This window comes from Bradyrhizobium sp. USDA 326, assembly GCF_049739485.1.
Classification (GTDB): Bacteria; Pseudomonadota; Alphaproteobacteria; order Rhizobiales; family Xanthobacteraceae; genus Bradyrhizobium.
Genome location: NZ_JBMGQA010000001.1, coordinates 4,969,941 through 4,995,498, shown reverse-complemented (window position 1 = coordinate 4,995,498; position 25,558 = coordinate 4,969,941). Strand labels below are relative to the sequence as shown.

The 25,558-nt window shown below is 64.8% G+C and carries 23 protein-coding genes; 10 read left to right on the top strand and 13 right to left on the bottom strand.

The genetic code is table 11. The features are described 5' to 3' along the window. Positions 1–10 precede the first annotated feature (10 nt). From ABIG06_RS23575 to ABIG06_RS23545, 7 genes are all read right to left on the bottom strand, one after another. Positions 11–1,162, bottom strand: a complete 1,152-nt coding sequence (locus tag ABIG06_RS23575) for a Gfo/Idh/MocA family protein (RefSeq protein WP_370138788.1) — start codon at positions 1,160–1,162, stop codon at positions 11–13. Next, the gene (locus ABIG06_RS23570) at positions 1,159–2,565 is read right to left on the bottom strand and encodes a hypothetical protein (protein WP_370138787.1); all 1,407 of its coding nucleotides are present in this window, start codon (positions 2,563–2,565) and stop codon (positions 1,159–1,161) included. Before ABIG06_RS23570 ends, ABIG06_RS23575 begins: the two co-directional genes overlap by 4 nt. Positions 2,566–2,766: 201 nt before the next feature. Next, positions 2,767–3,615 carry an ABC transporter ATP-binding protein gene (locus ABIG06_RS23565; protein WP_370138786.1) on the bottom strand — a complete coding sequence of 283 codons (849 nt, stop codon included), beginning with the start codon at positions 3,613–3,615 and terminating at the stop codon, positions 2,767–2,769. 148 nt (positions 3,616–3,763) lie between these two features. Beyond that, positions 3,764–4,756, bottom strand: a complete 993-nt coding sequence (locus ABIG06_RS23560) for an ABC transporter substrate-binding protein (protein WP_370138785.1) — start codon at positions 4,754–4,756, stop codon at positions 3,764–3,766. A 55-nt stretch (positions 4,757–4,811) separates the two neighbouring features. Next, positions 4,812–5,621, bottom strand: a complete 810-nt coding sequence (locus tag ABIG06_RS23555) for an ABC transporter permease (RefSeq protein WP_370138784.1) — start codon at positions 5,619–5,621, stop codon at positions 4,812–4,814. 307 nt (positions 5,622–5,928) lie between these two features. After that, a complete protein-coding gene (locus ABIG06_RS23550) occupies positions 5,929–6,588 on the bottom strand; it encodes a TetR family transcriptional regulator (protein ID WP_370140895.1) in 660 nt (219 codons plus the stop codon). Positions 6,589–6,792: 204 nt separating this feature from the next. Continuing rightward, a complete protein-coding gene (locus tag ABIG06_RS23545) occupies positions 6,793–7,638 on the bottom strand; it encodes a VOC family protein (protein WP_370138783.1) in 846 nt (281 codons plus the stop codon). A 212-nt stretch (positions 7,639–7,850) separates the two neighbouring features. Here ABIG06_RS23545 and ABIG06_RS23540 point away from each other — a divergent pair, with 212 nt between their 5' ends. Both ABIG06_RS23540 and ABIG06_RS23535 read left to right on the top strand, forming a co-directional pair. Next, entirely contained in the window at positions 7,851–8,744 is an 894-nt protein-coding gene (locus ABIG06_RS23540) for a sugar kinase (protein WP_061878211.1), read from the top strand. 6 nt (positions 8,745–8,750) lie between these two features. Continuing rightward, entirely contained in the window at positions 8,751–9,665 is a 915-nt protein-coding gene (locus tag ABIG06_RS23535; protein ID WP_370138782.1) for a ribokinase, read from the top strand. Between the two features lie 4 nt (positions 9,666–9,669). On the opposite strand, the gene ABIG06_RS23530 is transcribed toward ABIG06_RS23535, so the two are convergent. Beyond that, the gene (locus ABIG06_RS23530; protein ID WP_370138781.1) at positions 9,670–10,890 is read right to left on the bottom strand and encodes an NAD(P)/FAD-dependent oxidoreductase; all 1,221 of its coding nucleotides are present in this window, start codon (positions 10,888–10,890) and stop codon (positions 9,670–9,672) included. Between the two features lie 227 nt (positions 10,891–11,117). Here ABIG06_RS23530 and ABIG06_RS23525 point away from each other — a divergent pair, with 227 nt between their 5' ends. Beyond that, a complete protein-coding gene (locus ABIG06_RS23525; protein ID WP_370138780.1) occupies positions 11,118–11,912 on the top strand; it encodes an enoyl-CoA hydratase/isomerase family protein in 795 nt (264 codons plus the stop codon). Next, a complete protein-coding gene (locus tag ABIG06_RS23520) occupies positions 11,909–12,484 on the top strand; it encodes a histidine phosphatase family protein (protein ID WP_124160613.1) in 576 nt (191 codons plus the stop codon). The genes ABIG06_RS23525 and ABIG06_RS23520 overlap by 4 nt, the downstream gene beginning before the upstream one ends. 67 nt (positions 12,485–12,551) lie before the next feature. Here the strand turns inward: ABIG06_RS23520 and ABIG06_RS23515 are convergent, their stop codons facing one another. Continuing rightward, on the bottom strand, positions 12,552–14,270 hold the full coding sequence (locus ABIG06_RS23515; protein WP_199751525.1) for an IlvD/Edd family dehydratase: 1,719 nt from the start codon (positions 14,268–14,270) through the stop codon (positions 12,552–12,554). Between the two features lie 496 nt (positions 14,271–14,766). On the opposite strand from ABIG06_RS23515, the gene ABIG06_RS23510 reads away from it, so the two are divergent. After that, entirely contained in the window at positions 14,767–15,744 is a 978-nt protein-coding gene (locus ABIG06_RS23510; RefSeq protein ID WP_370138779.1) for a hypothetical protein, read from the top strand. 18 nt (positions 15,745–15,762) lie between these two features. On the opposite strand, the gene ABIG06_RS23505 is transcribed toward ABIG06_RS23510, so the two are convergent. Then, positions 15,763–16,677, bottom strand: coding sequence for a LysR family transcriptional regulator (locus tag ABIG06_RS23505; RefSeq protein ID WP_424578585.1), 915 nt, complete (start codon positions 16,675–16,677; stop codon positions 15,763–15,765). Positions 16,678–16,799: 122 nt separating this feature from the next. Between ABIG06_RS23505 and ABIG06_RS23500 the strand changes: the two genes are divergently transcribed. The 4 genes from ABIG06_RS23500 to ABIG06_RS23485 all read left to right on the top strand — a co-directional run bounded on the left by ABIG06_RS23500 (position 16,800) and on the right by ABIG06_RS23485 (position 19,250). Continuing rightward, a complete protein-coding gene (locus ABIG06_RS23500; RefSeq protein ID WP_124160609.1) occupies positions 16,800–17,612 on the top strand; it encodes an SDR family NAD(P)-dependent oxidoreductase in 813 nt (270 codons plus the stop codon). A 31-nt stretch (positions 17,613–17,643) separates the two neighbouring features. Next, complete coding sequence (locus tag ABIG06_RS23495; protein WP_370138777.1) at positions 17,644–18,177, top strand: YkgB family protein; 534 nt, start codon at positions 17,644–17,646, stop codon at positions 18,175–18,177. Positions 18,178–18,340: 163 nt separating this feature from the next. Further along, positions 18,341–18,796, top strand: a complete 456-nt coding sequence (locus ABIG06_RS23490) for a carboxymuconolactone decarboxylase family protein (protein ID WP_370138776.1) — start codon at positions 18,341–18,343, stop codon at positions 18,794–18,796. A gap of 43 nt (positions 18,797–18,839) precedes the next feature. After that, entirely contained in the window at positions 18,840–19,250 is a 411-nt protein-coding gene (locus ABIG06_RS23485; RefSeq protein WP_124160607.1) for a cupin domain-containing protein, read from the top strand. A 7-nt stretch (positions 19,251–19,257) separates the two neighbouring features. On the opposite strand, the gene ABIG06_RS23480 is transcribed toward ABIG06_RS23485, so the two are convergent. Further along, positions 19,258–20,082, bottom strand: a complete 825-nt coding sequence (locus ABIG06_RS23480) for an NAD-dependent epimerase/dehydratase family protein (protein WP_370138775.1) — start codon at positions 20,080–20,082, stop codon at positions 19,258–19,260. A 92-nt stretch (positions 20,083–20,174) separates the two neighbouring features. Here ABIG06_RS23480 and ABIG06_RS23475 point away from each other — a divergent pair, with 92 nt between their 5' ends. Further along, positions 20,175–21,143: an SMP-30/gluconolactonase/LRE family protein gene (locus ABIG06_RS23475; RefSeq protein ID WP_370138774.1), complete on the top strand. Its 969-nt coding sequence runs from the start codon at positions 20,175–20,177 to the stop codon at positions 21,141–21,143. A 187-nt stretch (positions 21,144–21,330) separates the two neighbouring features. On the opposite strand, the gene ABIG06_RS23470 is transcribed toward ABIG06_RS23475, so the two are convergent. Together ABIG06_RS23470 and ABIG06_RS23465 are read right to left on the bottom strand one after the other, a co-directional pair. Then, positions 21,331–22,761 (bottom strand): aldehyde dehydrogenase family protein, encoded by a 1,431-nt coding sequence (locus ABIG06_RS23470; protein WP_124160604.1) that lies wholly within the window; start codon positions 22,759–22,761, stop codon positions 21,331–21,333. Between the two features lie 336 nt (positions 22,762–23,097). Further along, complete coding sequence (locus ABIG06_RS23465) at positions 23,098–25,461, bottom strand: transketolase (RefSeq protein WP_370138773.1); 2,364 nt, start codon at positions 25,459–25,461, stop codon at positions 23,098–23,100. Between the last annotated feature and the right edge of the window lie 97 nt (positions 25,462–25,558).

Sequence of the window (25,558 nt, the reverse complement as noted above, 5' to 3'; positions counted from 1 at the left end):
GCGTCCCTCCTCAGACCTTGATCGGGGCGACGTCGATCCAGCGCCGCTCCTTCCAGCTCTTCAGCGCGCATTCGGCGAGCTGCACGCCCTTGGCGCCTTCGAGCAGGGTGAACTTGTAGGGCGCATCCTCGTAGACGTGACGGATGAACATCTCCCACTGCTCCCTGAAGCCGTTGTCGTAGGTGACGTTGTCGGGCAGCTTCTGCCAGTCACCGTAGAAATCGTGCAGCCGCTTCTCGTCGGGATTCCACACCGGCCTCGGGGTCGCCTGCCGGGCCTGGATCATGCAGTCGGTGAGCCCCGCGACCGCCGAGCCGTGCGTGCCGTCGACCTGGAAGGTGACGAGGTCGTCGCGATAGACGCGCGTCACCCAGGACATGTTGATGTGGGCGATGATGCCGCCCTCCAGCTGGAAGGTCGCATAGGCGGAATCATCCGCGGTCGCCTTGTACTTCTGGTCCTGTTCGTCGAAACGCTCTGGAATGTCGGTGTTGCCGATGCAGACCACGCTCTGGACATTGCCGAAGAGGTTGTCGAGCACGTAACGCCAGTGGCAGACCATGTCCAGAATGATACCGCCCCCGTCCTCGCTGCGGTAATTCCAGGACGGCCGCTGCGCCTCCTGCCAGCCGCCTTCGAACACCCAATAGCCGAACTCGCCGCGCACCGAGAGGATGCGGCCGAAGAAGCCGGAGTCGCGCAGGAAGGCGATCTTCTTCAAGCCCGGCAGGAACAGCTTGTCCTGCACCGTGCCGTGCTTGACGCCCTTGGAATTGGCGAGCTTGACCACTTCGAGCGCCTCTTCGAAATTCGTGGCGATCGGCTTCTCGCAATAGACGTGCTTGCCGGCGTTGATCGCCTGGGTCAGCAGGCCGGGGCGCGCCTGCGTGGTCGCGGCGTCGAAGAACATGGTATCGTTCTCGTTGGCGAGCGCGGCATCGAGATCGGTGGTCCAGCGCGTGATGTTATAGCGCTTGGCAAGCGCCTCGACCTTCTCGGCGCTGCGGCCGACCAGGATCGGGTCGGGCATGACACGGTCGCCGTTCTTCAAGCGGACACCGCCCTGGTCGCGGATCGCGACGATCGAGCGGATCAGATGCTGGTTGAGCCCCATGCGGCCGGTGACGCCGTTCATGATGAGGCCGAGGCGTTGGGTGGTCATGCCGATTGCTCCAAGAGTGATTTTGGCTGTTCGAGCGGGCGCAGCGCCGACCAGTCCGGATGGACCGAAGTCGCAAAGCCCGTTGTGTTGAGCGATCCCGTCAGGAGATCGCCGTCGTGAATGGAAAGCCGGATGCCGCGCCCGGCATCGGCGTAGAGATCGGGATGCGCGGCCGCGAAGGCCTGTGCTTCCGCGGCAGGCGTGTCGCCAAAACCGTCGACATAGTGATGGCCGTTGCGCTCGGCGTGTTCGAGGCAAAGGAGCGCGCCGAGTGCCAGATCTTGTTGCAGAGCGAGACCAGGCTGGCAGGTCAAGTCTTCGCCCGTGACGAAACACTCCGCTCCCTCATCGTCCAGCTTGGCGATTCGGGTGAAGTTCACGATCGACTTGTAGATGCCTTTGCAGGATTTCGACGAGATGCCGCTGTAACCGAGCTTGCGCGCGATCGGCCAGGCATCATAGGAGTCGTCCGCTTCGTCGATGATGAAGTCGCGCCAACGCAAGGCTTCACTGAGCGGCGATTGACGCGTGACGTCGCGCGGCATCGGCTGCTCGATATAGAGCAGCTTGAGAAAGATCGGCTGTAGAGCGCTATCGTGCTCCAGCTGATGGACCAGCGACGCAAGCGCCGTCAGGTCCGCATACTGCTCATTGCCGTCGAGCGTCACCTTATAATCGAAGGGCAGCGCCGCCAGTTCGCGGCCGATACGGATCAGCCGGGCAGCATCCGCCTCGGGATCGCCGCCAAGCTTCAGTTTGAAATAGCGTGCGCCGGCGTTCTCCCTCGGATCAGCCACGCCGCCATCTCCCTCGACCCTGTCGTCGAGGCCGACAGTGTGGCGGATCGCAACCCGTTCCGATCGACACTGATTGGCGAGCGTGAGGAATCGCGGGATATCGCCGTCATTCAAGTCAGGCGACAGTCGCGCATCGATGCCGGCGATGTTGCCGGCCATTCCGTCGAAGAAGTTGATCTCCACGCCGCGCAGCAGCGCATCGAGGATGGCTTTGTCGATTTCAGCGGGACCATAAGCAGCGGCAAGCGCCGGAATGTTCTCTTGTGCACAAGCAGCGACTTGGTCGCCAATGCAAGATGCATGCAGATCGAACGCCGTCTGGAAGCCGGTCCGTGCCAGATAGAACCCGCGTGCGATCTGAAGCGAGCGTCGCAGACCGTCGACCGTCTGCGCCGGCGACAGCTCCGGCCGCTTGTCGAACCACTTTGGCACCAACAGCTCGGCGCTGGCGCCGACCGCGCTTCCCCTGCCCTCGACCTCGATCTCGGCCCGCACGAACAGCTGCGGCGTCGCGTTGATCGTGATCGCGCCGAAGCGGAACGGCCGCGCGAACTGCACGGGACGTTCGAAAAAGGCTATGTCTCGCAGCTTCAGGCGGAGGGGCATGGTGTTAACTGGCTTCCGAGATGTCGCGCAGGCGGCGGTGCACCTCTCCCGCCTGCGGGAGAGGTCGGCGCACAGCGCCGGGTGAGGGTTTTCTCCTCTGGGGGGTTCTCGCGAGCGGAGACACCCCTCTCCCCAACCCTCCCCCGCAGGCGGGGGAGGGAGCGCACCGATCGTGCAGCTGTCACCGGGATTCCCATCGCCCTAATCCAACGCACCTTGCGAGAAGAAATGCTTGCGGATGCGTTGCACGAGCTCGGTGAAAGCAGGATCGGCCATCACGTCGAGCGAGCGCGGGCGCGGCAGCGGCACGTCGTGGATTGCGGCGATCGCGCCGGGGCGCTCGGTCATCACAAGCACGCGGTCGGCGAGGAACACGGCCTCGGGGATCGAATGCGTGATCAGCAGCACCATCTTCCTGGTCTCGCGCTGGATCCGCATCAATTCGACATTCATGCGCTCACGCGTCAACGCATCGAGGGCGCCGAACGGCTCATCCATCAGCATGATCCTGGGATCGTGCACCAGCGCTCGGCAGATCGAGGCGCGCTGCTGCATACCGCCGGAGAGCTGCCACGGCAGCTTCTTCTCGAAGCCTTCGAGGCCGACCAGCTTCAACAGTTCCTTGGCACGGGGAAGATACTTGTCCCGCGGCAGCCGCTTCATGTCGATCGGCAGCATCACGTTGGACAGGATGTTGCGCCATGGCAGCAGCAGCGCGTTCTGGAAGACGATGCCGACATTGCCGTGCGGCGCCGTCACCTTCTCGCCCTCGACCAGGATCTCGCCCGTGGTCGGCGGCAGCAGGCCCGAGATCAGCTTGAGCAGCGTGGACTTGCCGCAGCCGGAAGGGCCGACCACGACGAAGAACTCGCCGTCGTTGATGTGGAAGTCGAGCGGCCGCAGCGACGGCACGTCGCCGTCGCGTGTCCGATAGGTCTTGGATACGCCCGACAGCTTGATGCCCGATGCATCGCCGGCGCGGTCGCTCACCAGTCTCAGATGCGCGGCCGGCTGGTTGATATCGACTGGCTTGGTCGCAGGGTTCGTCACAGCCCTCTCCACGCGTCGTCCCTGCGAACGCAGGGACCCATACGCCGTGCCGGAGCGTTCGGGCACGCGGGTTGGGACCTTCCGTAACCATCAAGGCCGGTGGTTATGGGTCCCTGCGTTCGCAGGGACGACAGCGGAGGTTTGTCGCTCACGAGCCGCTCTTCGGCAGGTAGTCGTTGGTGTAGAAGGCCTTCGGGTTCTCCTTGGCCTTGGCATCGAGGCCGCCATATTCGACCATCAGATTGACCGTATCAGTCATGTTCTGGTCGGTGACCTGGAACGGCCGCTTGCTCTTGGTCTCCGCGGTCCGGTAGAGCGGGATCGTCAGCTCAAAGCCCTGCGTCAGCGTGTCGATCTTGCCGCCCTTGGGGTTGGCATCGAGGATCGCCTGCGCCGCGGTCTTCGGCTCCTTCTCGGCGGCTTCGACCGCCTTGGTCGTCGCCGACATGAAGCGGCGGACGAGATCGGCGTTGGCCTTCACATAGTCGGAGTTGGCGATGATGCCGGACGAGACCATGTTGATGCCGTAGTCCGCGAACTTGATCGGGAAGACGTCCTTGCCGGTGGCGTCCTTTATCTTCATCGACTGATCCATGACGTAGCCGAGCAGGAGATCGGCCTGGCCGTTGATCACGGCATTGAGCTTGGTCTGGCCGTCGCCGGCGACGGTCTTGAAGTCGCTTTCCTTCAGGCCCGTCTTCTTCAGGAATAGCGGCCAGATCTGCGTCATCGAGTCGGCCGGCGTGATCGCCACCGTCTTGCCCTTGATGTCCTCGGGCTTCCTGATGTTCTTCTCGGCAAAGCCCATGGCGGACATCGGTGAGGTCTGCAGCAGCACGCCGGTCGCCACCACGGGCGCGCCCTTGATCGCGGCGCGCATCATGGTGGGGACGTCGACATAGCCGAAGTCCGCGGTCTTGGCGGCAACGGCCTGCGTGGTCGCAGCCGAGCCGCGGCCTTCCTGAATCTCGAGGTCGATACCTTCAGCGGCATAAATGCCCTTGGCCTTGCCGTAGTAGAATGGCGCGTGCTCGCCATAGACGTACCAGTTCAGCATCAGCACGACCTTGTCGGCCGCCTGCGCCCGCATCGCTGCGAACACCATCAGTGCCACTGATGCAGCGCCAATCCACCGTTTCATCGTCACTCTCCCTTGCCGTTTGTTGCGTCGGCCGTTGGTGGCCGTTCGTTGCTATCTAGGACGCAAAGATCACGTCCTCGCGCTGGCTGACATGCCAGGGAATGACCAGCTTCTCGATCCGGTCCACGATCCAGAACAGGATCACGCCGAGCAGTGCCAGGATCACGAGTGCCGCGAACATCGTCGGCAGGTCGAAGGTGCCGATCGAGCGCTGCATGACGTAGCCGATGCCGGAATTGGAGCCGACGAACTCGCCGACGACGGCCCCGACCACGGCAAGCGTCACCGAGACCTTGAGGCCGGAGAAGATCGCCGGCAGTGCGTGCGGCAGGTTCACAGCGCGAAACACCTGCAGGCGGCTGCCCTGCATGGCGCGGGCGAGATCGACCATATCAGGGTCGACCGACTTGAAGCCCTGCACGGCCGAGACCACCACGGGGAAGAAGCCGAGCAGGAACGCCGAAATGACCTTTGGAATGATGCCGAAGCCGAACCAGACCACGAACAGCGGCGCGATCGCGATCTTGGGCACGGATTGCGAGAACACCAGCAGCGGATAGACGTAGCTCTCCACCGTCTTCGAGCCCGCGATCAGCATCGCGACGGGAATGCCGAACAGCGCCGACAGCAGGAAGCCGCAGACGGTCGCATAGGTGGTCGGCCAGGACTGGCGCAACAGCTCCGGCCATTCGGTGCGGAGCACGGCGACGACATCGAGTGGCGACGGGATCTGGTAGGCGGGAATCTTGAACAGGCGGATCGCCAGGTCCCAGGCGACGACGATGAAGACGAGGAACAAGAACGGCCGAACCCAGGCCGCATTCAGCAGCTTGGAAACGGCGTTTTGCGGCTTCGGCTCGGCCAATTTTCACTCCCGGCAGTCTTCTTCGTTGTGGCGAGAAATTAACCCGTTGGATAAATACTGTCCAGAGCTTTCCCTGTGGCGTTTTGCGGCGGGGTTCCGGAACTGTGGGCGCGGACGCGCTGCAGCGCGAAGCGTTGCTGCGCTGGGCCGGGACCCAGCGGCGATGTGCTCGGCGGTGAGATGGGCCCCGGCTCTGCAGCGCACGCCAAAAGGGGCGTGCGCTGCGTCCGGGGCACGAGAGCGGAGTGAGGTGCACGCCCGCCTCCACGTCGTCATTGCGGAGCAAGTCGCCCATCATGGCTACGGACTACACCGTCTGCGCCACCACGGCGCGCGACTTCGGGGCCTTCGCGATATCGAACAGCGCCGCGGACTGCCCGGTCAGCGCGGCCAGCACGAGGCCAACCATGTGGGCGAGGCGCTCGTCCTTGGCCTTCTTGTCCAGGAGATCGCGGCCGAAGATCACGCTCAGCGTCGCCGAATTGGAAAGATAGAAGAAGCTGAGCGCCGCGATCGAAATGTAGAGCTGCACCGGATCGACGGCGACCTGGAAATCGCCAGACTCGGCGCCGCGCCGCACCACGGTGCGGATCATCTCGACGAAGGGCGAGTGCATCGACTTGACCTTGGTCGAGCGCTTCAGGTGCTTGGCGCGCGCGAGGTTCTCAGTCTGGAGCAAAGACAGGAACTCGGGATTGCGCAGGAAGTAATTCCAGGTGAATTCGATCAGGCGCCTGATCGCCTCGGGCGGATCGAGATGCTCGAGATCGAGCCCGCGCTCCTCGCTGCGGATCTTGTCATAGGCGCCTTCGAGCACCGCGAGATAGAGCTCGTCCTTGTTGCCGACGTGGTAGTAGAGCATGCGCTTGTTCGCGCCGGCCTTGGCCGCGATGCGGTCGACGCGCGCGCCGGCGAGCCCATGGGCGGAAAACTCCTGCTTGGCGGCTTCGAGAATGCGCAGCCGCATCCCCTCGGGGTCACGCTGCCATTTCAGAGTTCGCTTTGCCTTCGCCTTTGCCAAACCGGATGCTCGCTGGAGGTTCTCGGGTCAGCGTGTAACACGAGGAAGCCGTCATTGCGAGGAGCCCTTGCGACGAAGCAATCCAGACTGAGACCGCGGAGGGATTCTGGATTGCTTCGCTGCGCTCGCAATGACGGAGGAGAGACCGCCCTACTCCGGTTTCGGCGAGCGCTCCAACAGCACCGTCTGAATCCCGCAGGTCCCATTCCGCACCGTCATGATCCGCGTCCCCGGCTTGCGGCCGTTGCGGACTTCGCTGACGTCGAGGCCGGCAGCGATCAGGCGGGCGCGGGTGGCCTCGATGTCGGCGACCCGCCAGCTCAGGCCCCAGAGGCGGTCATGCGCGGCATCGCCGCCGGCGACCGGGCGGCGCACCACCTCGACGATGAGGTCGCCGCAGCGGAAGAACATCAGCTGGCCCCAGTCCTGGTGCGAGCGGTCGAGCGCGAGATCAAGCCCGAGCCGCGCCCCGTAGAGCGCGGCGGCGCGCTCGGAATCCTCGGTGGTGATGACGACGTGGTCGAGCGCGTCGATCGGCGCGATATCGGTCGCGACCGATTTGGGGCGCTCATCGGCCAGTTCGAGGAAGAACATGCGCACGCCGCGCGTGAGCTCCGTGGCGGCACGCGTGCGCTTCCAGTGCAGCACGGCATTGCTGACGGCGTCGCTGCTTTCGACCTCCGCAACGGGGTCCGGCCTTAGGGCCACCCGCTCCAGCCGCCGGTGCATCTTGCCGACATCCGCGACCCGAAAGCACAGGCTGGCGAGCACGCCCTCCCGGTCCCCGAGCAGTGCGCGCATGCGGTCGGCGGTGACGCTGAAGCCATGAGGGGCCATCAGCTCGATGGTCATGTTGTCGAGGGTGAACAGCACCCGGTCGGCGCCCTCGCCGGAGTTCTGCCAGGCCGGCGCGCGGGCGAGCAACGTCTGATAGGCCGCCTTGGCCGCACCGATATCGCTCACCAGAGCGACGATGTGATCGAGGCCGGTGATCATCCTGCACCCTTTTGATCGACTTGGAACCCATGGACCGACAGACGGCGTTTGTCCGGGCTTGGCATTGGCCCGACATGGTCGTATTCCCCCACCATGCTGACCTCAAGCGCTTCGGGCGGCAGTTTTGCGAATAATTTCAGCGTCCCTCCGGAGCGGAACCGGTGCTAGAGTAATCCCGCCGGCCGGCACCACAAGCGCATCACGGACAAGCAATGCAGGCTCTCTTCATCGGACAGACCTATATCGACGTCGTCTTCATCACCGACCACATGCCGACCGGCGACGAGAAGCACGTGGCCTCGGACTACGCGGTCTCCTTCGGCGGCAATGCGGTGACGGCGGCCTTCTGCTGCGCCAAGCTCGGCATCGTGCCGGATCTCATCGCCACCGCGGCCAATGACTGGCTGGGGCGCATGTTCCAGGACATGTGCGCCAAGTACGGCATCTCGCTGCACGGGCGCAAGGTCAATCAGTCCTCGCTCTCCTTCATCATGCCCAAGGACGGCAAGCGCGCCATCGTCCGTTGCCGCGACGACGAGCACATCCACCCGTTCCCGATGCTCAATCTCGGCGGCTGCCGCGCCCTGCATGTCGATGGCCACCAGCCGGACGCCGCGATCCACTACGCCAAGGTGTGCCGCGAGGCGGGCATCCTGACCTCCCTCGACGGCGGCGGCCTGCGCACCAACACGCATGAGCTGCTCGAATATATCGACGTCGCCATTGTCGCCGAGCGGCTGTGCGAGCAGATGGACCTGACGCCGGAGAAGATGCTGGACTACCTCAAGGGCCGCGGCTGCAAGATCGGCGGCGTCACCATGGGCGAGAAAGGCCTCTTCTGGTACGACGAAACAGGAACGGTGCAGGTGATGCCGGCGATGCCGATCCCGCGCGAGCGCGTCATCGACACCAACGGCGCCGGCGACGTCTTCCATGGCGCTTATGTCTATTCCTATCTCGCCCATCCCGGAAAAAGCTGGCGCGAGCATTTCGACTTCGCGCGCGCCGCCTCCACCTTCAAGATCCAGCGCCTCGGCAACGAGGCCGGCTTGCCGACGCTGGTCGACATCGCGAAGGTTCGCCACGAGTTCGAAGTCAGGGTCTAGGGTCAGATGGGACGCGTCTTCGTCGCCGGCAGCATCAACATGGATGTGGTGGCGACCGCCGATCGCCATCCCAGGGTCGGCGAGACCGTCGCCGGCCGCCAGGTGCTGTATTTTCCGGGCGGCAAGGGCGCGAACCAGGCGGTCGCGGCATCGCGGCTTGGCGCGCGGACCACGCTGGTCGGACGGCTGGGGAAGGATTCATTCGGGGCCGAGCTGAAGACCTTTCTCGGCGAACAGGGCATCGATCTCGGCTATGCCGTGGAGACGGCGGAGGCCCACACCGGCACGGCGATCATCACGGTGGCGGAGGCCGACAACACCATCGTCGTCATTCCCGGAGCGAATGGGCTGGTCGGCGCTGACGATGTCGACGTCGTGCCACTGCTCGCCGGCGACGTCGCCGTCAGCCAGTTCGAGATTCCGCTGCCGGCCATCGCCGCGTTCTTCGGGCGCGCGCGTGCGGCCGGCGCGACGACGCTGCTCAACCCGGCGCCGGCGCAGAAGATGCCGAGCGAGTTGCTCGCGCGGGTCGACATCCTCGTGCTGAACGAGACCGAGCTCGGCGTCCTCGCAGGCGCGGAGCTGTCGGACGACGATGAGGCCGCAAAGCTCATCGACGTCGCGCGAAAACTTCAGGCGCGCGAGGACCAGACCATCTGCGTCACGCTCGGCAAGCGCGGCGTGCTCGCGCTCGCGGGGCGCGAGGAGATTGCCGTGCCCGGCCGCCCGGTGAAGGCGCTCGACACCACAGGCGCCGGCGATTGCTTTGTCGGCGCGCTGGCCGCGCAACTGGCCGACGATGTGCCCTTGCGCACCGCCCTCACCTTCGCCAATGCCGCCGCCTCGATCAGCGTGCAGCGCATGGGCGCCGGGCCGTCGATGCCGACGGCGGCGGAGGTGGCGGCGGTTTTGGAGCGCTAAGCGCTCACGCCAGCGCGCTCTTCAGGTCGAAGCTCTCGTCCGCGGCCTGCTCCGGCGTGATCGAACGATCCATGGCCTGCAGGCGGCGGCCGAACATGTGATCGCCGGCGCGGTTGATCGATTCGATGCCGAGCAGCTTGTCGCCCTTGTAGCAGAACGCCGAGAACGCCTTCTTCGCGGGATCTCCGCGCAGCACGACGCGGTCGTAGCCGGTGGTGAGGCCTGCGATCTGGAGCTTGTCGTCGCCCTGGTCGCTCCAGAACCAGGGATGACTGTCGTAGGGCTTCTTGTCGCCCGTCAGCCGCGCCGCGAGGCAGCGGGCGTGATCGGTGGCGTTCTGCACCGATTCCAGCCGCAGCGATCCACCGAAGCGCGGGCTCGCGAACAGCGCGCAATCGCCGATCGCGGAAATGTCTGGATCGGCCGTCGCAAGATATTCGTCGACGATGATGCCGGCCGCCACCGGGAGCCCCGCCTCCGCCGCAAGCTCGATATTCGGCAGCACGCCGACGCCGACCACGACGAGGTCGGCCGGCAGATGCTGGCCGTCGCTTAAAGAAACGCCAGTGACCTGACCGCCCTCCGCCTCGATCGAGGTGGCCTGCACGCCGAGGTGAATGCGGATGCCGGCCTCGCGGTGGCGGTCCTGGAAATACTCCGAGACCTCTGATGTCACCGCCCGCGCCATCACGCGCGGGGCGAGCTCGAGCACGTCGACCTCGAGGTCCTTGATCCGGGCCGTGGAGGCGAACTCGAGGCCGATGAATCCGGCGCCGATGATCACCGCGCGTTTCTTCGACGGCATGATCCTGCGCAGCGCCTCGCTGTCGTCGAGGATGCGCAGATATTTCACGTCGGGCAGATTGGCGTTGGGCAGGTCGAGCAGGCGATTGCGCGCGCCGGTCGCCAATACGAGGTGCCAGTAATCCAGCGTCTCGCCGGATGCGAGATGCACCTTGCGCCCCGCGCGGTCGATCGAGGCGGCGCGGCCGGCGATGAGCTCGATCTTCTGGTCCTGATAGAATTTCTCTGGCCGGAACATCAGGCTCTCCGGCCCCGCGGAGCCCTTGATGTAGGCTTTCGACAGCGGCGGGCGCTGATAGGGCAGATGCGCCTCGTCGTTGATCAGGCAGATGCGCTCCGAAAAGCCGGCCTGGCGCAGCGATGCCGCGGCCTGATAGCCGCCATGGCCGGCGCCAACGATGATCACCGGACCGCCCGTCATTGGACAGCCCATTTCCGGAAGACACGAGCGTAACCCATGCCGTCTCCTCTCTCGCTAATTCTGGTTGCTGGCCTTAGGAGGAGCCGGCGCTCGTGTCCGTCCCTTGACGAAGGCAGCCCCATTTGAGCCGATCGTTCCGTCCGGCGCAAGAGCGGCGGCCGGGGATTGTCACCCCTGCCCTTCTGCGATTTAGTTCGAGTATCGACCTCCTGCCGGAGATTCTTCAAATGACCGCTCCCGTCTCAACGCCCGGTGATCCCGCCCTGCTGCGGATCGACGGCCCAATCGCGACCATCACGTTGAACCGCCCTGCCGCGTTCAACGCGATCAACCTTGCGATTGCGCAGAAGCTCGAACAGCTCGCAGCCTATATCGAAGGCGCGGACGAGATCCGCGTCGTCGTTCTCGAAGGCGAGGGACGCGCGTTCTGCGCCGGCGGCGATCTGCAGACGATCGGGGCCGCCGCCGAAGCCGGCACGGTGACACCCGTCGTCGGCGAGCTGCTCAAGCACTATCATGCCTTCATCGAGATCATCAGGCGCATGCCGAAGATCTCGCTGTCCAGCGTGCAAGGCTCGGCCGCCGGCGCCGGCATGGGCCTCGCCTTCGTCACCGATCTCTGCATCGCCGCCGACGACGCCAAGTTCACGCCGGCCTATGCCAAGATCGCGGTGTCGCCGGACGGCGGCTCGACGGTCGGCATCGTCGGCACGGTGGGCTCGCGCCGCGCGCTGCAGATTTTTCTCGCCGAGGACAATTTTACCGCTCAGCAGGCCTCTGAATGGGGCCTGGTCGCCAAGACCGTTCCCGCAACCGAGCTGAAGGCCGCGACGCGGCAGCTTGCCGAACGGCTGGCACAGAATCCGCCGGCCGCGGTCGCCGGCACCAAGCAGCTGGTCTACCAGGCCGCGACCACGCCGGTGAAGCAGCAGCTGGATGCCGAGGAGCACAAGATCATCATGGCGATGAACACGGAGGCGTTCCGCACCGCCGTGAAGAAGTTCACGAGCAAGTCGAAGTGACGAGGCCCGCGCGCACGTTCTACGGCCTCCGTCACGGTGCGACCGACTGGAATCGCGAGGGGCGATTCCAGGGCCGCACCGACAATCCGCTGAACGACGATGGCCTGCGACAAGCGCGCGAGGCCGCGCACCTGCTGCGCGGCGTCGGCATCAGCCGCATCGTCGCAAGCCCCCTGGTACGCGCGGCGCGGACGGCCGAGATCATCGCGGACGTGATCGCGGTGCCGCTCGCGATCGACGACGGCATCATCGAGTTCGATTTCGGCAGCTTTGAAGGCCTCCCCGTCCGCGACCTTATGATCAAGCACGGCGTCAAATCCGCGACGGGTCTCGTGTCGATCCTGCCGGCCGACGGCGAAAGCTGGGACGCCATGGTCGGACGGTCGCTGACCTGCGTCTCGGAGTGGCTCGCGCGCCATCCCGACGATAATCTCCTGTTCGTCTGCCACGACGCCGTGATGCAAGCCATGGCAAACGCACTATGTGGCAGCTATTTCAAGAACAGCCACGGCACGCCGTTCCGCTACCTGCACAAAGACCCGCAGTGGCGGATCGAGCAGGTCGTTACCTAGGACAGATGCGGCCTGTCTCCGCCGGCAATTTGAAGCAGCCGATCCGAGCGCTCGTTTGCGCGGCCGATCAACGCTTCTCCGTCTGCTTCCCGGTCCTCTGCATGAAATCGAAGTCGCAGCCCTCGTCGGCCTGCATGATGGTCTCGTTGAACAGCCAGGCGTAGCCACGCCGCGTTTCCTCGGGCACGGCGGCCGGCTTCAGCGCGACGCGGCGCCGCTCCAGTTCCGCGGCATCGACCAGCAGCTCGATGCTGCGCCTTCCGACGTCAAGGCGAATCATGTCGCCGTTCTGCACCAGCGCCAGCGGCCCGCCGACGGCGGATTCCGGGGTGATGTGCAGCACGATGGTGCCGAACGCGGTGCCGCTCATGCGCGCATCCGAGATGCGCACCATGTCCTTGGTGCCGCCGCGCGCGAGCTTCTTCGGAATCGGCAGATAGCCCGCCTCGGGCATGCCGGGCGCGCCCTTCGGGCCGGCATTGCGCAACACCAGCACGTCGTCGGAGTTCACATCGAGATCGGGATCGTCGACCCGCAAGGTCATGTCCTCGACGGATTCGAAAACGACGGCCCGCCCGGTGTGCTGCAACAGTTTCGGGCTCGCGGCCGACTGCTTGATGACGGCGCCGCGCGGGGCGAGATTGCCGTGCAGGATGGCGAGGCCGCCCTCTTTCTTGATCGGATTGTCGCGCGGGCGGATTGCATCCTGGCCGGGCACGTCCTCCGCATTCGCCGCGACATCGCGCAGCGTCTGGCCGGTGATCGTCCTGGCATCGAGATCGATGAGATCGCCGAGCTGCGCGAGCAATTTCGGCACGCCGCCAGCGTGATGGAAATGCTCCATGTAATGCTCGCCGGACGGCTTGAGATCGACCAGCACCGGCACCTCGCGGCCGATCTGGTCGAAGGCTGCGAGATCGAGCCGGTGCGGCGAGCGATGCGCCATCGCGGTCAGATGGATCAGGCCATTGGTCGATCCGCCGATCGCCTGGAGCACGACCTGCGCATTCCTGAAAGACCCAGGCGTCAGCAACTCGCTGGGCTTGGGCCCCTTCGTCTTCGCCATCTCGGCGGCCACCTTGCCGCTCGCCTCGGCGAGGCGGAAACGCTCGGCATGCGGCGCCGGAATCGTCGCGCTCATCGGCAGCGACAGGCCCATGGCTTCGATCATGCAGGCCATGGTCGAGGCCGTGCCCATCACCATGCAGGTGCCGACCGACGGCGCGAGGCGCCCGTTCACCGCCTCGATCTCGGCATCGTCCATGTCACCGGCGCGATATTTCGCCCATAGCCGGCGGCAATCGGTGCAGGCCCCCAGCACCTCGCCCTTGTGATGACCGACCACCATGGGGCCGACGGGGATGACCACCGTCGGCAGATCGGCGCTGATCGCCGCCATCACCTGCGCCGGCAGCGTCTTGTCGCAGCCGCCGATCACGATCACCGAATCCATTGGCTGGGCGCGGATCATCTCCTCGGTGTCCATCGCCATCAGGTTGCGCAGGTACATCGAGGTCGGATGCGCAAAGCTTTCGGCGATCGAGATGGTCGGAAACACGAACGGCATCGCGCCGGACAGCATCACGCCGCGCTTGGCGGCTTCGATGATGTCAGGGACGTTGCCGTGGCAGGGATTGTAGTCGCTATATGTGTTGGTGATGCCGACGATCGGGCGCTCCAGCGCGTCGTCGGAGTAGCCCATCGCCTTGATGAACGCCTTGCGCAGGAACAGCGAGAAGCCGGCATCGCCGTAGCTGGTCAAACCCTTGCGCAAGCCACTCGTCATCAGGTCGCTCCCTTCAGCTTTGTCGCTCGTGGTAAGGCCAGCCCCCTGATTGTCAATAAGCCGAGTTGCAGGCCTGAGGCTTGGTGGCCGGGCCCCTCTTCAAGCGAGCATCTCACAGCACTGCTGGTCGCAGGTTCAACTCCCGAAATTGATCCTGCATCCGATCTCGACGGCTCCCGAACGCGTGCGGAGTGCTCCAGTTTTCCGACTTCTCCGGCGCGGATCGGTGGAACTCGGCGCAGCTCCAATTCTCATGGCGCAAGCAGCTGAACTTCGCGGACCGCCAGCACGGGTGCGTCATCAGACTTCCCTCGCATTTCGAGCCGCCTGCGGCGGAAGATATCGAACGCAACTAAGAATGATTAGCAAGTAGTTGCATCCCTCGCCAAACTGTGAAATCTTATTGCGAATGACTTGCAATCGCAGGGGGATTGCGCGCGAACCCAAAGCCCCTGCGTCGATTAGTGCCCTTGGTTTGCTTAGGTTGGTGGTTGTCGTGGTGAGAAAATCGAGCTTCGCGGGCGCAATAGCGGCGGCGATCATCGTCGTCGGTCACCTGGCAAGCTGCGCCTCCGCCTCCGCCGACGAGGGCGCACGCAGCCTCGCATATGCCGCTCCCTGGCCCGGCTCCGCACCAGGCCTCGGCATCAACAAGCTGGCGGGCGGGTTGCCGTCGACCCATGCGGATATCGACACCGAGCATATTTTCGGCTTCAGCATGGGCTCCGACATCGGCAAGCCCGGCGAAATGGAGATCGAGTTCGAGAATGTCGGCGCGTTCGGCAAGCGCTCCGGCACTTACGCAGCCTGGGCCAATCTTAATCAGGTCAAATACACGGTCTCGGACAACTTCCGGATCGCGCCCGGATTTGCACTGACCGGACAGCACATCAATGGCGTTCCGGGCCTTGCCAATCATCGCGACGTCGCTTTCGGCGGGGCGGCGCTCGAACTTCGCTACAAGCTGGTCGATCGTGCCGTCGCGCCATTCGGGTTGACACTCCACGCCCAGCCCGGTTGGAGCCGGATCGACGACGCCAGCGGCATGCACATCGCGCAATATGGCGCAGAGTTTGCCGCGCTGTTCGATCGCGAGTTGGTCAAGGACAGGCTGTTTGCGGCCTTCAACGTCTGGTACGGGACCGGCGGGACCCGCGAGACCCTAACCAATCTTTGGCGACACGATTCCGAGATGCAGCTCCAGGCCGCGATCTCCTATGTAGTGCAGCCCGACCTCGTGCTCGGCCTCGGCGTACGCTACGCGCGGGCCTATGACGGCGGCGCCCTCGACCGCTTTTTGGGAGACGCAGTCTTTGCCGGCCCGACCTTCTCCTACAACATCTCGAAGGAGGTCGGCATCTCCGGCACCTGGCAGATGCAGGTTGCCGGCAAGGCGATCGGCGACGTTCGCAGCCTCAACCTCGATCAGTTCGAGCGGCACCAGGCGCTACTGCGTCTCAACTTGCACTTCTGATGCGCGCGCCCGACCCAGCTACGCCCGTTGCTTCCGCGACGCCACGTCCCGGGGCATGTCGGCCAGGCGCGCCCTCAGGCGCGGTACTGCAAAATCGAGAAAGGCTCGCAGCTTGGCCGGCATGAAGCGGTTGGGCGAATAGACGAAGTTGACCGGTTGCGGCGGGGGCTGAAAGTCCTGCAGAAGTGCGACGAGCTCTCCCGACCGCAGCGGGTCCGCGATGAGGTATGAGAACGCGACAGTAACCCCGATGCCTGCGCGTGCCGCGTCGAAGGCCGATTCGAGATTGCTCGCAATGAAGCGTGACCGCACGGGCACCGCATACTCGGTCTGCCCACGTTTGAACCTCCAGATGTTCGGCGACTGAAGCGGAGGATAGCTGATGCAGTCATGCGCAGAGAGATCGTCGGGAGACTTCGGTATCCCGCGCAATTCCAAATAGGTCGGACTGGCGCAGGCCACGCGGCGAATTTCTCCCGCTCGCACAGCGATCAGGCCGCTGTCGGCGAGATCCCCGACGCGAAGCGCGACGTCAATATGCTCGTCCAGGAGATTGAGCGTCCGGTCCTGCAAGTTGAGCTGAACGTCCACTTGCGGGAATGCCGCAAGAAACTCGGCTAGAATCGGCTGCAGGCACAAGCGACCGAGTGCGACGAGCGTCGTGACACTCAAATCTCCGCGCGGCGTGGTGTATTCGCCGGAGGCAACGCGCTCGGCCTCGGCGAGATCGGCAAGAATTCGCTTGGCCGCGGCGATGTAGGAGCGTCCGGCATCGGTGGGAACGAGGACGCGGCTCGATCGGTGAAACAGCTTGGTGCGCAGGTGCTCCTCGAGCTCCGACACCTTCCGGCTCACCGTTGCCAACGGCATTTTCTGACGGCGCGCGGCGGCGGACAGGCTGCCCGCCTCCGCCACCGCCAAGACCACCGACATGCTTTCAAAACGATCCATGGGACGCTTCCATATTCTGGAAGGATAGATCCCGATTTTGCCAGATACCCCTCATTTCCGGAAGTGCCTATTCCTCTCCGCACCGAAACGGAAAGGAGACGAAAATGACCCAGACCAGAAAAGGCACTGCGCTCATCACCGGTGCTTCGACCGGAATCGGCGCGATCTACGCCGATCGCCTGGCGAAGCGCGGCCACGACCTCATCCTCGTTGCGCGCAACAGGCAGCGGCTCGCGTCGCTGGCGCGCAGGCTCACCAGCGAAAGCAGCCGCAAGGTAGAGACGGTGGAAGCCGATCTCACATCGCTGGCCGACCTGCGCCGTGTCGAGCAACTCCTCAGAACCGAGCCCGCCGTCTCGGTGCTGGTCAACAACGCAGGCGTCGGCGCCTCAGCCCCGCTGATCGCCTCCGACATCGACAAAATGGAAGACATGATCCGCCTCAACGTCAGCGCGCTGGCGCGCCTGACCTACGCGGCGGTCCCCGGATTCATCGAACGCGGCCATGGCACCATCATCAACATCGCCTCCATCGTCGCGATCGCGCCGGAGCTGCTGAACGGCGTCTACGGCGGCTCGAAAGCGTTCGTGCTCGCATTCACCCAGTCGCTCGTTCACGAGCTCGCCGGCAAGGGCATCCGCGTACAAGCCGTGCTGCCGGGCGCCACTGCGACCGAGTTTTGGGATACCGCCGGTACACCGGTTCACCAACTGCCTGCCGGGATCGTCATGTCGGCCGACGACATGGTGGACGCGGCGCTCGCCGGTCTCGATCTCGGCGAGGTCGTGACGATCCCGGCGCTCGCCGACAAGTCCGCATGGGATCGCCACGAGAGCGCGCGGCTCGCCATGACTAACAAGCTCTCGAGCGCCATTCCCGCCCCTCGCTACAACCTGCACACGCACCTGAATGCGTGAGCGATAGCCCTGCATCAAAACGGAGATCACCATGTCACGCATCATCAGCCACCCGTCCACCTCAGCCATCGCGCTGAGCCGCACCATCAGCTGGCGCGATCAGTCTGAACGCCTGCTCGCCTACGCCGAACCGGTCAGCCGGATCGGTCTCTATGCGTCGCTCGCAATCATCTACGCCTGGTTCGGCGGGATGAAGTTCACCGACTACGAAGCGCAGGGGCTGGTGCCCCTGGTGGAAAACAGTCCGCTGTTGCGCTGGTTCTACGCGCTGTTTTCGGTCCGCGGCTTCTCCACGTTTCTCGGTTTCGTCGAACTGAGCATCGGGCTTCTGATCGCGCTCCGGTCGGTGAGCCCGATCTATTCCGCAGCCGGCGGCCTTCTCTCGGCCGGACTGTTCGTCACGACGCTGAGCTTCATGATCTCGACGCCTGGCGTCGTCGTGCCTGAGCTCGGGGTGCCCGCGATCACGGTCGCACCGGGACAGTTCCTGCTGAAGGACGTCGGCCTGTTGGCTGCTTCCTTCTGGGTGTTCACGGACTCGCTGAAGGCCGCCATCCGCAGGTGAGAACTCGCGTCACAGCGCAACAACCGAACTCGAAACAGGAGCCCCGCCATGAGAATACGATTCATCCTCGGCGGGGCTCGCGCTGCTCGCAGTGTCGTCGTCGACAGCGGCGAGAAGGATCCGACCACTGCCGTCCAGCGGAAACATCCTCAAGGAGAAGAACATGAGTAAGCGTCTCGACTACAACCAGATCGCGCCGGCAGGCATCAAGGCGCTAGGTAGCGTCTACGGCTACATCCTGCAGAGCCGCCTTTCCCCCACGCTGATCGAGCTGGTCTATCTGCGGATCTCTCAGATCAACAATTGCGCCTACTGCCTCGACATGCACACGCGCGAGCTGCTCAAGAAGGGAGAGAAGATCGAGAAGATCGCCCTGCTGCAGGCCTGGCGCGAGGCCGGCAACCTCTTCGACGAGCGCGAGCGCGCCGCGCTGGCATGGGCGGAAACGGTGACACGGGTTGCCGAGACCGGCGTTCATGACGAGGCATACCAGGCCGCACGCGCCGTATTCGAGGAGCGTGAGCTCGTGGACCTCACGATCGCGATCAGCCTGATGAACGCCTACAACCGCATAGCCATCAGCTTTCGCGCAACACCCGCGGCAGCGGCCGCCGCCTGATCGACACAAGCGCAACGTCGCGCACAACCGAAAGCCCATTCACATGAAGAGATATGGAATCATCGTTGCGGCGGCGCTGATCGCCGCAACCAGCCTGGCTTCGCTCCCTGCCCGATCCGAAGAGCCTCGGCTGGGAGACATCAAGCGCACACATCTCATGAAGGAAGCTCTGAGCGTCCCCGGACGCGAGGTCGTCCAGGTCCGCGTCGATTTTCCTCCGGGCGTTGTCGCCGTCAGGCACAGTCACCCGGGCGAAGAGCTCGTCTATATGATCGAAGGCGAGCTGGAATATCGGCTCGACGGCAGGCCGCCGGTGATCCTGAAGGCCGGCGAGGTGCTGCTTATTCCTCACGGCGTACATCATGCGGTGACGAACCTCGGCAGCGGAAACGCGGCGGAGCTTGCGACCTATATTGTCGAGACAGGCAAGCCGCTGTTGACGCTCGGCAGGTGAGCCGCTTCTAACGCTTGGTCCAGTCGATCACGCGGCCTGGGTCGGCATCGAACTCCATGCTGCAGAACGTGCCGCCCTGGAAATAATCGCCGACCGGGTCCGACTTCAACTTGGCCTGCTCCGCCATCGCGTGCTCACGGAAATCCTCGGCGCGACCGGTCGGGCGATAGCCGAGCTCGTAGGCGCGGTGATTGTCCCACCAGGCGCGCTCGTTGAAGGAGGCGCCGTAGAAGACCTCGAAATGGATGTCGGGATGTTCGAGCCCGATGCGGCAGAGCTGCACGAGATCATCGGGCTTGAGCCAGATCGCGAGCCGGCGCTGGTCGAGCGGCATGTCGCCGAAATTGCCGATGCGCAGGCAAGTCACCTTCAGGCCGTGCTTGTCGGCGTAGAGCGCGCCGACGGCCTCGCCGAACACCTTGCTGACGCCATAGCGGCTGTCGGGCCGCGCGGTGACCTCAGTGCCGATCCTGTGGTGGCGCGGATAGAAGCCGACGGCGTGGTTCGACGAGGCGAACACCACGCGCTTGACGCCCTTCTTGCGTGCGGCCTCGAACAAATTGTAGCCACCGATGATATTGGACTGGAGGATGTCGTTCCAAGGACCTTCGACCGAATAGCCGCCGAAATGCAGGATGCCGTCGACTCCCTCGCAGATCGCTTCAACTTGAGCGAGATCGGCGAGGTCGGCGGCCTTGAACGTTTCGTTGGCGCCGAGATCGGCGGGCGGCTTGAGGTCGGACAGCAGCAGGTCCGGATAGAGCGGTGGCAGCAGTTTGCGCAGGCGCGTTCCGATTCCGCCCGAAGCTCCCGTCATCAGGATGCGCGGCATATCTCTCCCTCATCTCTAGCGGCCGATTTGCGGCCATGGATATCTGATGCTAGCAGACTTGGACAGAGGGAACGCAACAACGAGAACCGCACATGAACGATGCCTCGTCCCATAACCAAGGCTGGCGGCCGGCGACCTATTACCCTGATCCAGCGATAAAAGCGCTCGATCCCCGCTTCGAAAAATACTGGCTGAAACTTTCGGCGGTGGAGCGGCTGACGACCGGCCTGCGCTGGGCCGAGGGTCCGGTGTGGTTCGGCGACGGGCGTTATCTGCTCTGCAGCGACATTCCGAGCCAGCGCATCCTCAAATGGGAGGAGGAGACCGGCGCGGTCAGCGTGTTCCGCAAGCCCTCCAACTTCGCCAATGGCAACACGCGCGATCGCCAGGGGCGGCTGATCACCTGCGAGCACGGCGGCCGCCGCGTGACCCGCACTGAATACGACGGCAGCATCACCGTGCTGATGGACTCGTTCGACGGCAAGCGGCTGAACTCGCCGAACGACGTCGTGGTGAAGTCCGACGGCTCGATCTGGTTCACCGATCCCACCTTTGGCCTGCTCGGCAACTACGAAGGCTACAAGGCAGAACCCGAGATCGAGCCGAACGTCTACCGGCTCGATCCCGCGACCGGCAAGGCAACGATCGTCGCCGAAGGCGTGCTCGGTCCGAACGGGCTGTGCTTCTCGCCGGACGAGAAGATCCTCTACGTCGTGGAATCCCGCGGCGTGCCGAACCGCAAGATCCTCGCCTATGACGTCTCGGCCGACGGCACCACGATTTCCAACAAGCGCGTTCACATCGATGCCGGTCCGGGCACGCCCGACGGCATGCGCTGCGACATCGATGGCAATCTCTGGTGCGGCTGGGGCATGGGCGATCCCGAGCTCGACGGCGTCGTGGTGTTCGCACCGGACGGTGTCATGATCGGCCGCATCGCCCTGCCCGAGCGCTGCGCCAATCTCTGCTTCGGCGGCGTCAAGCGCAACCGCCTGTTCATGGCCGCGAGCCAGTCGATCTACGCGCTGTATGTGAACACGCAGGGCGCGGCGGGCGGATAGGCGCTCTCTTCCGGCATTGCGAGGAGCACCTGCGACGAAGCAATCCAGACTGCCTGCGCTGAGAGATTCTGGATTGCTTCGCGGAGCCTGTCATCGGGCCGGGCTTCGCCCGGACCCGTTGGCGCGCAATGACGAAACGCCGGAGCGGTTGCCCGCTCCGGCGTCATGTTTGATCAGGCGGTACGGCTTACGCCGCGTTGAAGCCGGCGACGGCCTTCACTTCGAGGAAGTCCTCGAGGCCGAACTTGCCCCACTCGCGGCCGTTGCCGGACTGCTTGTAGCCGCCGAACGGCGCAGTGCGGTCGTTGGGCACGCCCTGCAGGTTGACATTGCCGGCGCGGATCTGACGGCCGACGCGCTTGGCGTCCTCGACCGTCGCGCCCGTGACGTAGCCGGCGAGGCCGTAGGGCGTGTCGTTCGCGATCTGCACCGCGTCGGCCTCGTCCTTGGCGCCGATGATGGTCAGCACCGGTCCGAAGATCTCCTCGCGGGCGATCGTCATGTCGGGCGTGACGTCGGCGAAGATGGTCGGGCGGACGTAGAAGCCCTTGTTCACGCCTTCGGGCAGGCCCGGGCCGCCGGCGACGAGGGTCGCGCCCTCGTCGATGCCCTTCTTGATCAGACCCTGGATCTTGTCCCACTGGCCGCGGTTGACGACGGGGCCGATCGTGGTGCCTTCGGCGCGCGGATCGCCCGCCTTGGTCTTGTCGGCGACGGCCTTCGCGATCGCGGCGACTTCCTTCATCTTCGACAGCGGCACGATCATGCGCGAGGGCGCGTTGCAGGACTGGCCCGAGTTGTTGAACATGTGCATCACGCCGCCGGTCACCGCCTTCTGAAGATCGGCGCCTTCGAGGATGACGTTCGGCGACTTGCCGCCGAGCTCCTGGCTGACGCGCTTCACGGTGGGTGCCGCGCGCTTGGCAACATCGATGCCGGCGCGGGTCGAGCCGGTGAACGAGATCATGTCGATGTCAGGGTGCTCGCTCATGGCAGCGCCGACCTCGGGACCGAGACCGTTGACGAGGTTGAACACGCCCTTCGGCACGCCGGCTTCATGCAGGATCTCGGCAAAGATCAGCGCCGAGGTCGGGGTGAACTCGCTGGGCTTGAGGATCATCGTGCAGCCGGCGGCGAGCGCGGGCGCGACCTTGCAGGCGATCTGGTTCAGCGGCCAGTTCCAGGGCGTGATCATGCCAACCACGCCGATCGGCTCGCGCAGTACCATGGCGGTGCCGACCGGCTCCTCGAAATGATAGTTCTTGAGCACGTCGAGCGTGGTCATGAGATGGCCGAGGCCGGCGCCGGCCTGGAGCTTCTCCGCCATCGGCAGCGGTGCGCCCATTTCGTCGGAGACGGCAGCGCCGATCTCCTTGAGACGGCCCTTGTAGACCTCGATGATCTTGCTGAGCAGCGCGACGCGCTCCTCGCGGCTGGTCTGGGAGAAAGTGGCAAAGGCGCGCTTGGCGGCGGCGACAGCCTTGTCGACGTCAGCCTTGGAGCCCAGCGCGACCTCGTACATCGCCTCTTCCGTCGCCGGATTGACCACGGCGGTGGACTTCTTGACGGCGGGATCGACCCAGGCGCCATCGATGTAGAATTGCATGCGATTGACCATCGTTAACCTCTTCTTGGGGCTTGGAGGGGGCGTTTCGGCAGGCATCCTTGCACGAAAGCGCCGGCAATTGAACCCGCCATATGCGGGGCCAGCGTTGCGGCGGACGGAATATGTGACGCGATTTGAAGCGAGGCAAGCGGCCATCAATCGCAAGAACCTGGCTCCCGGCTCTGCGTCGCGACATTTCATGTCGCGCCTTGTCCGGGACGCGAGATTGGAACGAGTGCAAACAGTCTCGTGCTCCGGACGCAGCGCAGCACTTCCCTGGCGATGCGAAGCATCGTCCAGTTCAGTGATGCGCTGCAGAGCCGGGGCCCATGCGACGGGTTACCGCCGCTACACCGCCATCTTCCGGTGGAGCACCGGCGCACCGGTGGTGAGGCTTTCGGCCGCATCGATGATGGCGTTGGCATCGATGCCGTAGTGCCGATACAGATCGGCGATGGCGCCGGTCTGGCCGAACTGCTCGACACCGAGCGCCTCGACGCGATGGCCGCGGACGCTGCCGAGCCAGCCGAGCGCGGCAGGGTGGCCGTCGATCACGGTCACGATGCCGCAGTCGCGCGGCAGCGGCGCCAGCAGCTTCTCGACATGGCTGAGATGCTGCACGCCGCGGCGGTCGCGCCGCAATTTCCGCGCGGCGGTCCAACCGGCATGCAGGCGGTCCGCCGAGGTGATCGCGAGCAGGCCGATGTCGCGGCGGCTCTCGCCGATGAAGCCGGTGGCCTCGATCGCCTCCGGCGCGACTGCGCCAGTATAGGCAATCACGACCTCGGCATTCGGACCCGGCTTGCGCAGCCAATACGCGCCGTCGGTGATGCCCTGCCTCAGCTCCGGCGTCATGATCCGCTGCGCCTGCTCGATGCTGCGCGTGGAGAGCCGCAAATATACCGAGCCGCCCTCGCCCGCCTCGCGCTGCATGTGCTCAAAGCCGAAAGCCATGATGACAGCGAGCTCGTCGACGAAGGCCGGTTCGAACGAAGCGAGCCCGTCCTGTGCCATGCCGATCAAGGGCGTCGCGATCGATTGGTGCGCTCCGCCTTCGGGCGCGAGCGTGATGCCGGACGGCGTCGCCGCCACCATGAAGCGGGCGTCCTGGTAGCAGGCATAGTTCAGGGCATCGAGCCCGCGCTCGATGAAGGGATCGTAGAGTGTGCCGACCGGCAGCAGCCGCTCGCCGTTGATCTGGTGCGACAGGCCGAGCGCGGACAGCATGATGAACAGGTTCATCTCGGCAATGCCGAGCTCGAGATGCTGGCCCTTGGGCGAGGCGTCCCAATTGTAGGTCGAGGGAATTTTCTCGCTGCGGAACAAGTCCGCCTTCTCGGCGCGCGCGAACAGCCCGCGGCGGTTGACCCAGGGACCGAGATTGGTCGAGACGGTGACGTCGGGCGAGGTCGTGACGATGCGCCTCGCCAGCTCGCTGTCGCTGCGCGCGATCTCGTTGAGGACGAGGCCGAAGCCCTGCTGGGTCGACATCTGCGGCGACGGCTTGAAGGCGAGCTGCTGGGGCACCTCGACGACGGGAGCCGTCAGCCGGCGGCCGTCCTGGTTGAACGGCACGCGCGCGAGGAACGCTTCGAGTTCCGCCGCATCCTGCGTCAGCCCTTCGAACTTGTCCCATTCATGCCCGGGCCGGATATTCTGGCTGTCGCGGTACTTCTCCATCTGCGCGACCGTCATCAGGCCGGCGTGGTTGTCCTTGTGGCCCTGGAACGGCAGGCCGACGCCCTTGATGGTGTAGGCGATGAAGCAGACCGGGCGATCGTGATCGATGGAGTCGAACGCCTCGAGCATGCTCGCCATGTCGTGGCCGCCGAGGTTCGACATCAGCGCGAGCAGTTCCTCGTCGCTGCGCTTGTCGATCAGCTTCGTGATCGGGCCCTGGTCGCCGATCTCGTCGTGCAGATGCTTGCGGAAGGCCGCGCCGCCCTGGAAGCACAGCGCCGCATAGAGCGCGTTCGGGCAGTTGTCGATCCAGCGCTTCAAGGCTTCGCCGCCCGCTTCCGCGAACGCCTCGCGCATCAGGCGGCCATATTTCACGATCACCACGTCCCAGCCGAAATTGCGGAACATGGTCTCGAACTTTTCCCAGAGACCTTCGCGGACGACGGCATCGAGCGACTGGCGGTTGTAGTCGACCACCCACCACGTGTTGCGCAGGCCGTGCTTCCAGCCCTCTGCCAGAGCCTCGAAGATGTTGCCCTCGTCCATCTCGGCGTCGCCGACGAGCGCGATCATCCGCCCCTCGCGGCGGCCCTTCATCCAGCCATGCGCCTTGACGTAGTCCTGCACTAGCGAAGAGAACAGCGTCTGCGCGACGCCGAGGCCGACCGAGCCGGTGGAGAAATCGACGTCGTCGACGTCCTTGGTGCGCGACGGATAGGACTGCGCACCCTTGAAGCCGCGAAAGTTCTCCAGCTTCTCGCGGCTCTGGCGGCCGAACAAATACTGGATGGCGTGGAACACCGGGCTCGCATGCGGCTTCACCGCGACGCGGTCCTCGGGGCGCAGCACGTGGAAGTACAGCGCGGACATGATGGTCGCGAGCGAGGCGGAGGAGGCCTGGTGGCCGCCGACCTTGAGGCCATCCGCATTGGAACGGATGTGGTTGGCGTGGTGGATGGTCCAGGACGACAGCCACAGCGCCTTGCGGGCCAGCGCGGTCAGGGTGTCGAGGCGAACGGGGTCAGCGGGCATGGCGATGCTCCGGGAAATAAGCACCGATCATACGCCCGCGGGCGGCGCCAAACTTCTCAAAATTTCGCGCCATACCGGCCGTTATTGGGATATTTTA

Coding starts and splice junctions, on each gene's coding strand:
- ABIG06_RS23525 (WP_370138780.1), top strand. CDS start 11,118: ATGACCGCTCCCGTCTCAACGCCCGGTGATCCCGCCCTGCTGCGGATC.
- ABIG06_RS23535 (WP_370138782.1), top strand. CDS start 8,751: ATGGGACGCGTCTTCGTCGCCGGCAGCATCAACATGGATGTGGTGGCG.
- ABIG06_RS23470 (WP_124160604.1), bottom strand. CDS start 22,761: ATGGTCAATCGCATGCAATTCTACATCGATGGCGCCTGGGTCGATCCC.
- ABIG06_RS23490 (WP_370138776.1), top strand. CDS start 18,341: ATGAGTAAGCGTCTCGACTACAACCAGATCGCGCCGGCAGGCATCAAG.
- ABIG06_RS23530 (WP_370138781.1), bottom strand. CDS start 10,890: ATGACGGGCGGTCCGGTGATCATCGTTGGCGCCGGCCATGGCGGCTAT.
- ABIG06_RS23545 (WP_370138783.1), bottom strand. CDS start 7,638: ATGATCACCGGCCTCGATCACATCGTCGCTCTGGTGAGCGATATCGGT.
- ABIG06_RS23495 (WP_370138777.1), top strand. CDS start 17,644: ATGTCACGCATCATCAGCCACCCGTCCACCTCAGCCATCGCGCTGAGC.
- ABIG06_RS23540 (WP_061878211.1), top strand. CDS start 7,851: ATGCAGGCTCTCTTCATCGGACAGACCTATATCGACGTCGTCTTCATC.
- ABIG06_RS23515 (WP_199751525.1), bottom strand. CDS start 14,270: ATGACGAGTGGCTTGCGCAAGGGTTTGACCAGCTACGGCGATGCCGGC.
- ABIG06_RS23550 (WP_370140895.1), bottom strand. CDS start 6,588: ATGCGGCTGCGCATTCTCGAAGCCGCCAAGCAGGAGTTTTCCGCCCAT.
- ABIG06_RS23570 (WP_370138787.1), bottom strand. CDS start 2,565: ATGCCCCTCCGCCTGAAGCTGCGAGACATAGCCTTTTTCGAACGTCCC.
- ABIG06_RS23480 (WP_370138775.1), bottom strand. CDS start 20,082: ATGCCGCGCATCCTGATGACGGGAGCTTCGGGCGGAATCGGAACGCGC.
- ABIG06_RS23485 (WP_124160607.1), top strand. CDS start 18,840: ATGAAGAGATATGGAATCATCGTTGCGGCGGCGCTGATCGCCGCAACC.
- ABIG06_RS23505 (WP_424578585.1), bottom strand. CDS start 16,677: ATGTCGGTGGTCTTGGCGGTGGCGGAGGCGGGCAGCCTGTCCGCCGCC.
- ABIG06_RS23575 (WP_370138788.1), bottom strand. CDS start 1,162: ATGACCACCCAACGCCTCGGCCTCATCATGAACGGCGTCACCGGCCGC.
- ABIG06_RS23500 (WP_124160609.1), top strand. CDS start 16,800: ATGACCCAGACCAGAAAAGGCACTGCGCTCATCACCGGTGCTTCGACC.
- ABIG06_RS23475 (WP_370138774.1), top strand. CDS start 20,175: ATGAACGATGCCTCGTCCCATAACCAAGGCTGGCGGCCGGCGACCTAT.
- ABIG06_RS23560 (WP_370138785.1), bottom strand. CDS start 4,756: ATGAAACGGTGGATTGGCGCTGCATCAGTGGCACTGATGGTGTTCGCA.
- ABIG06_RS23465 (WP_370138773.1), bottom strand. CDS start 25,461: ATGCCCGCTGACCCCGTTCGCCTCGACACCCTGACCGCGCTGGCCCGC.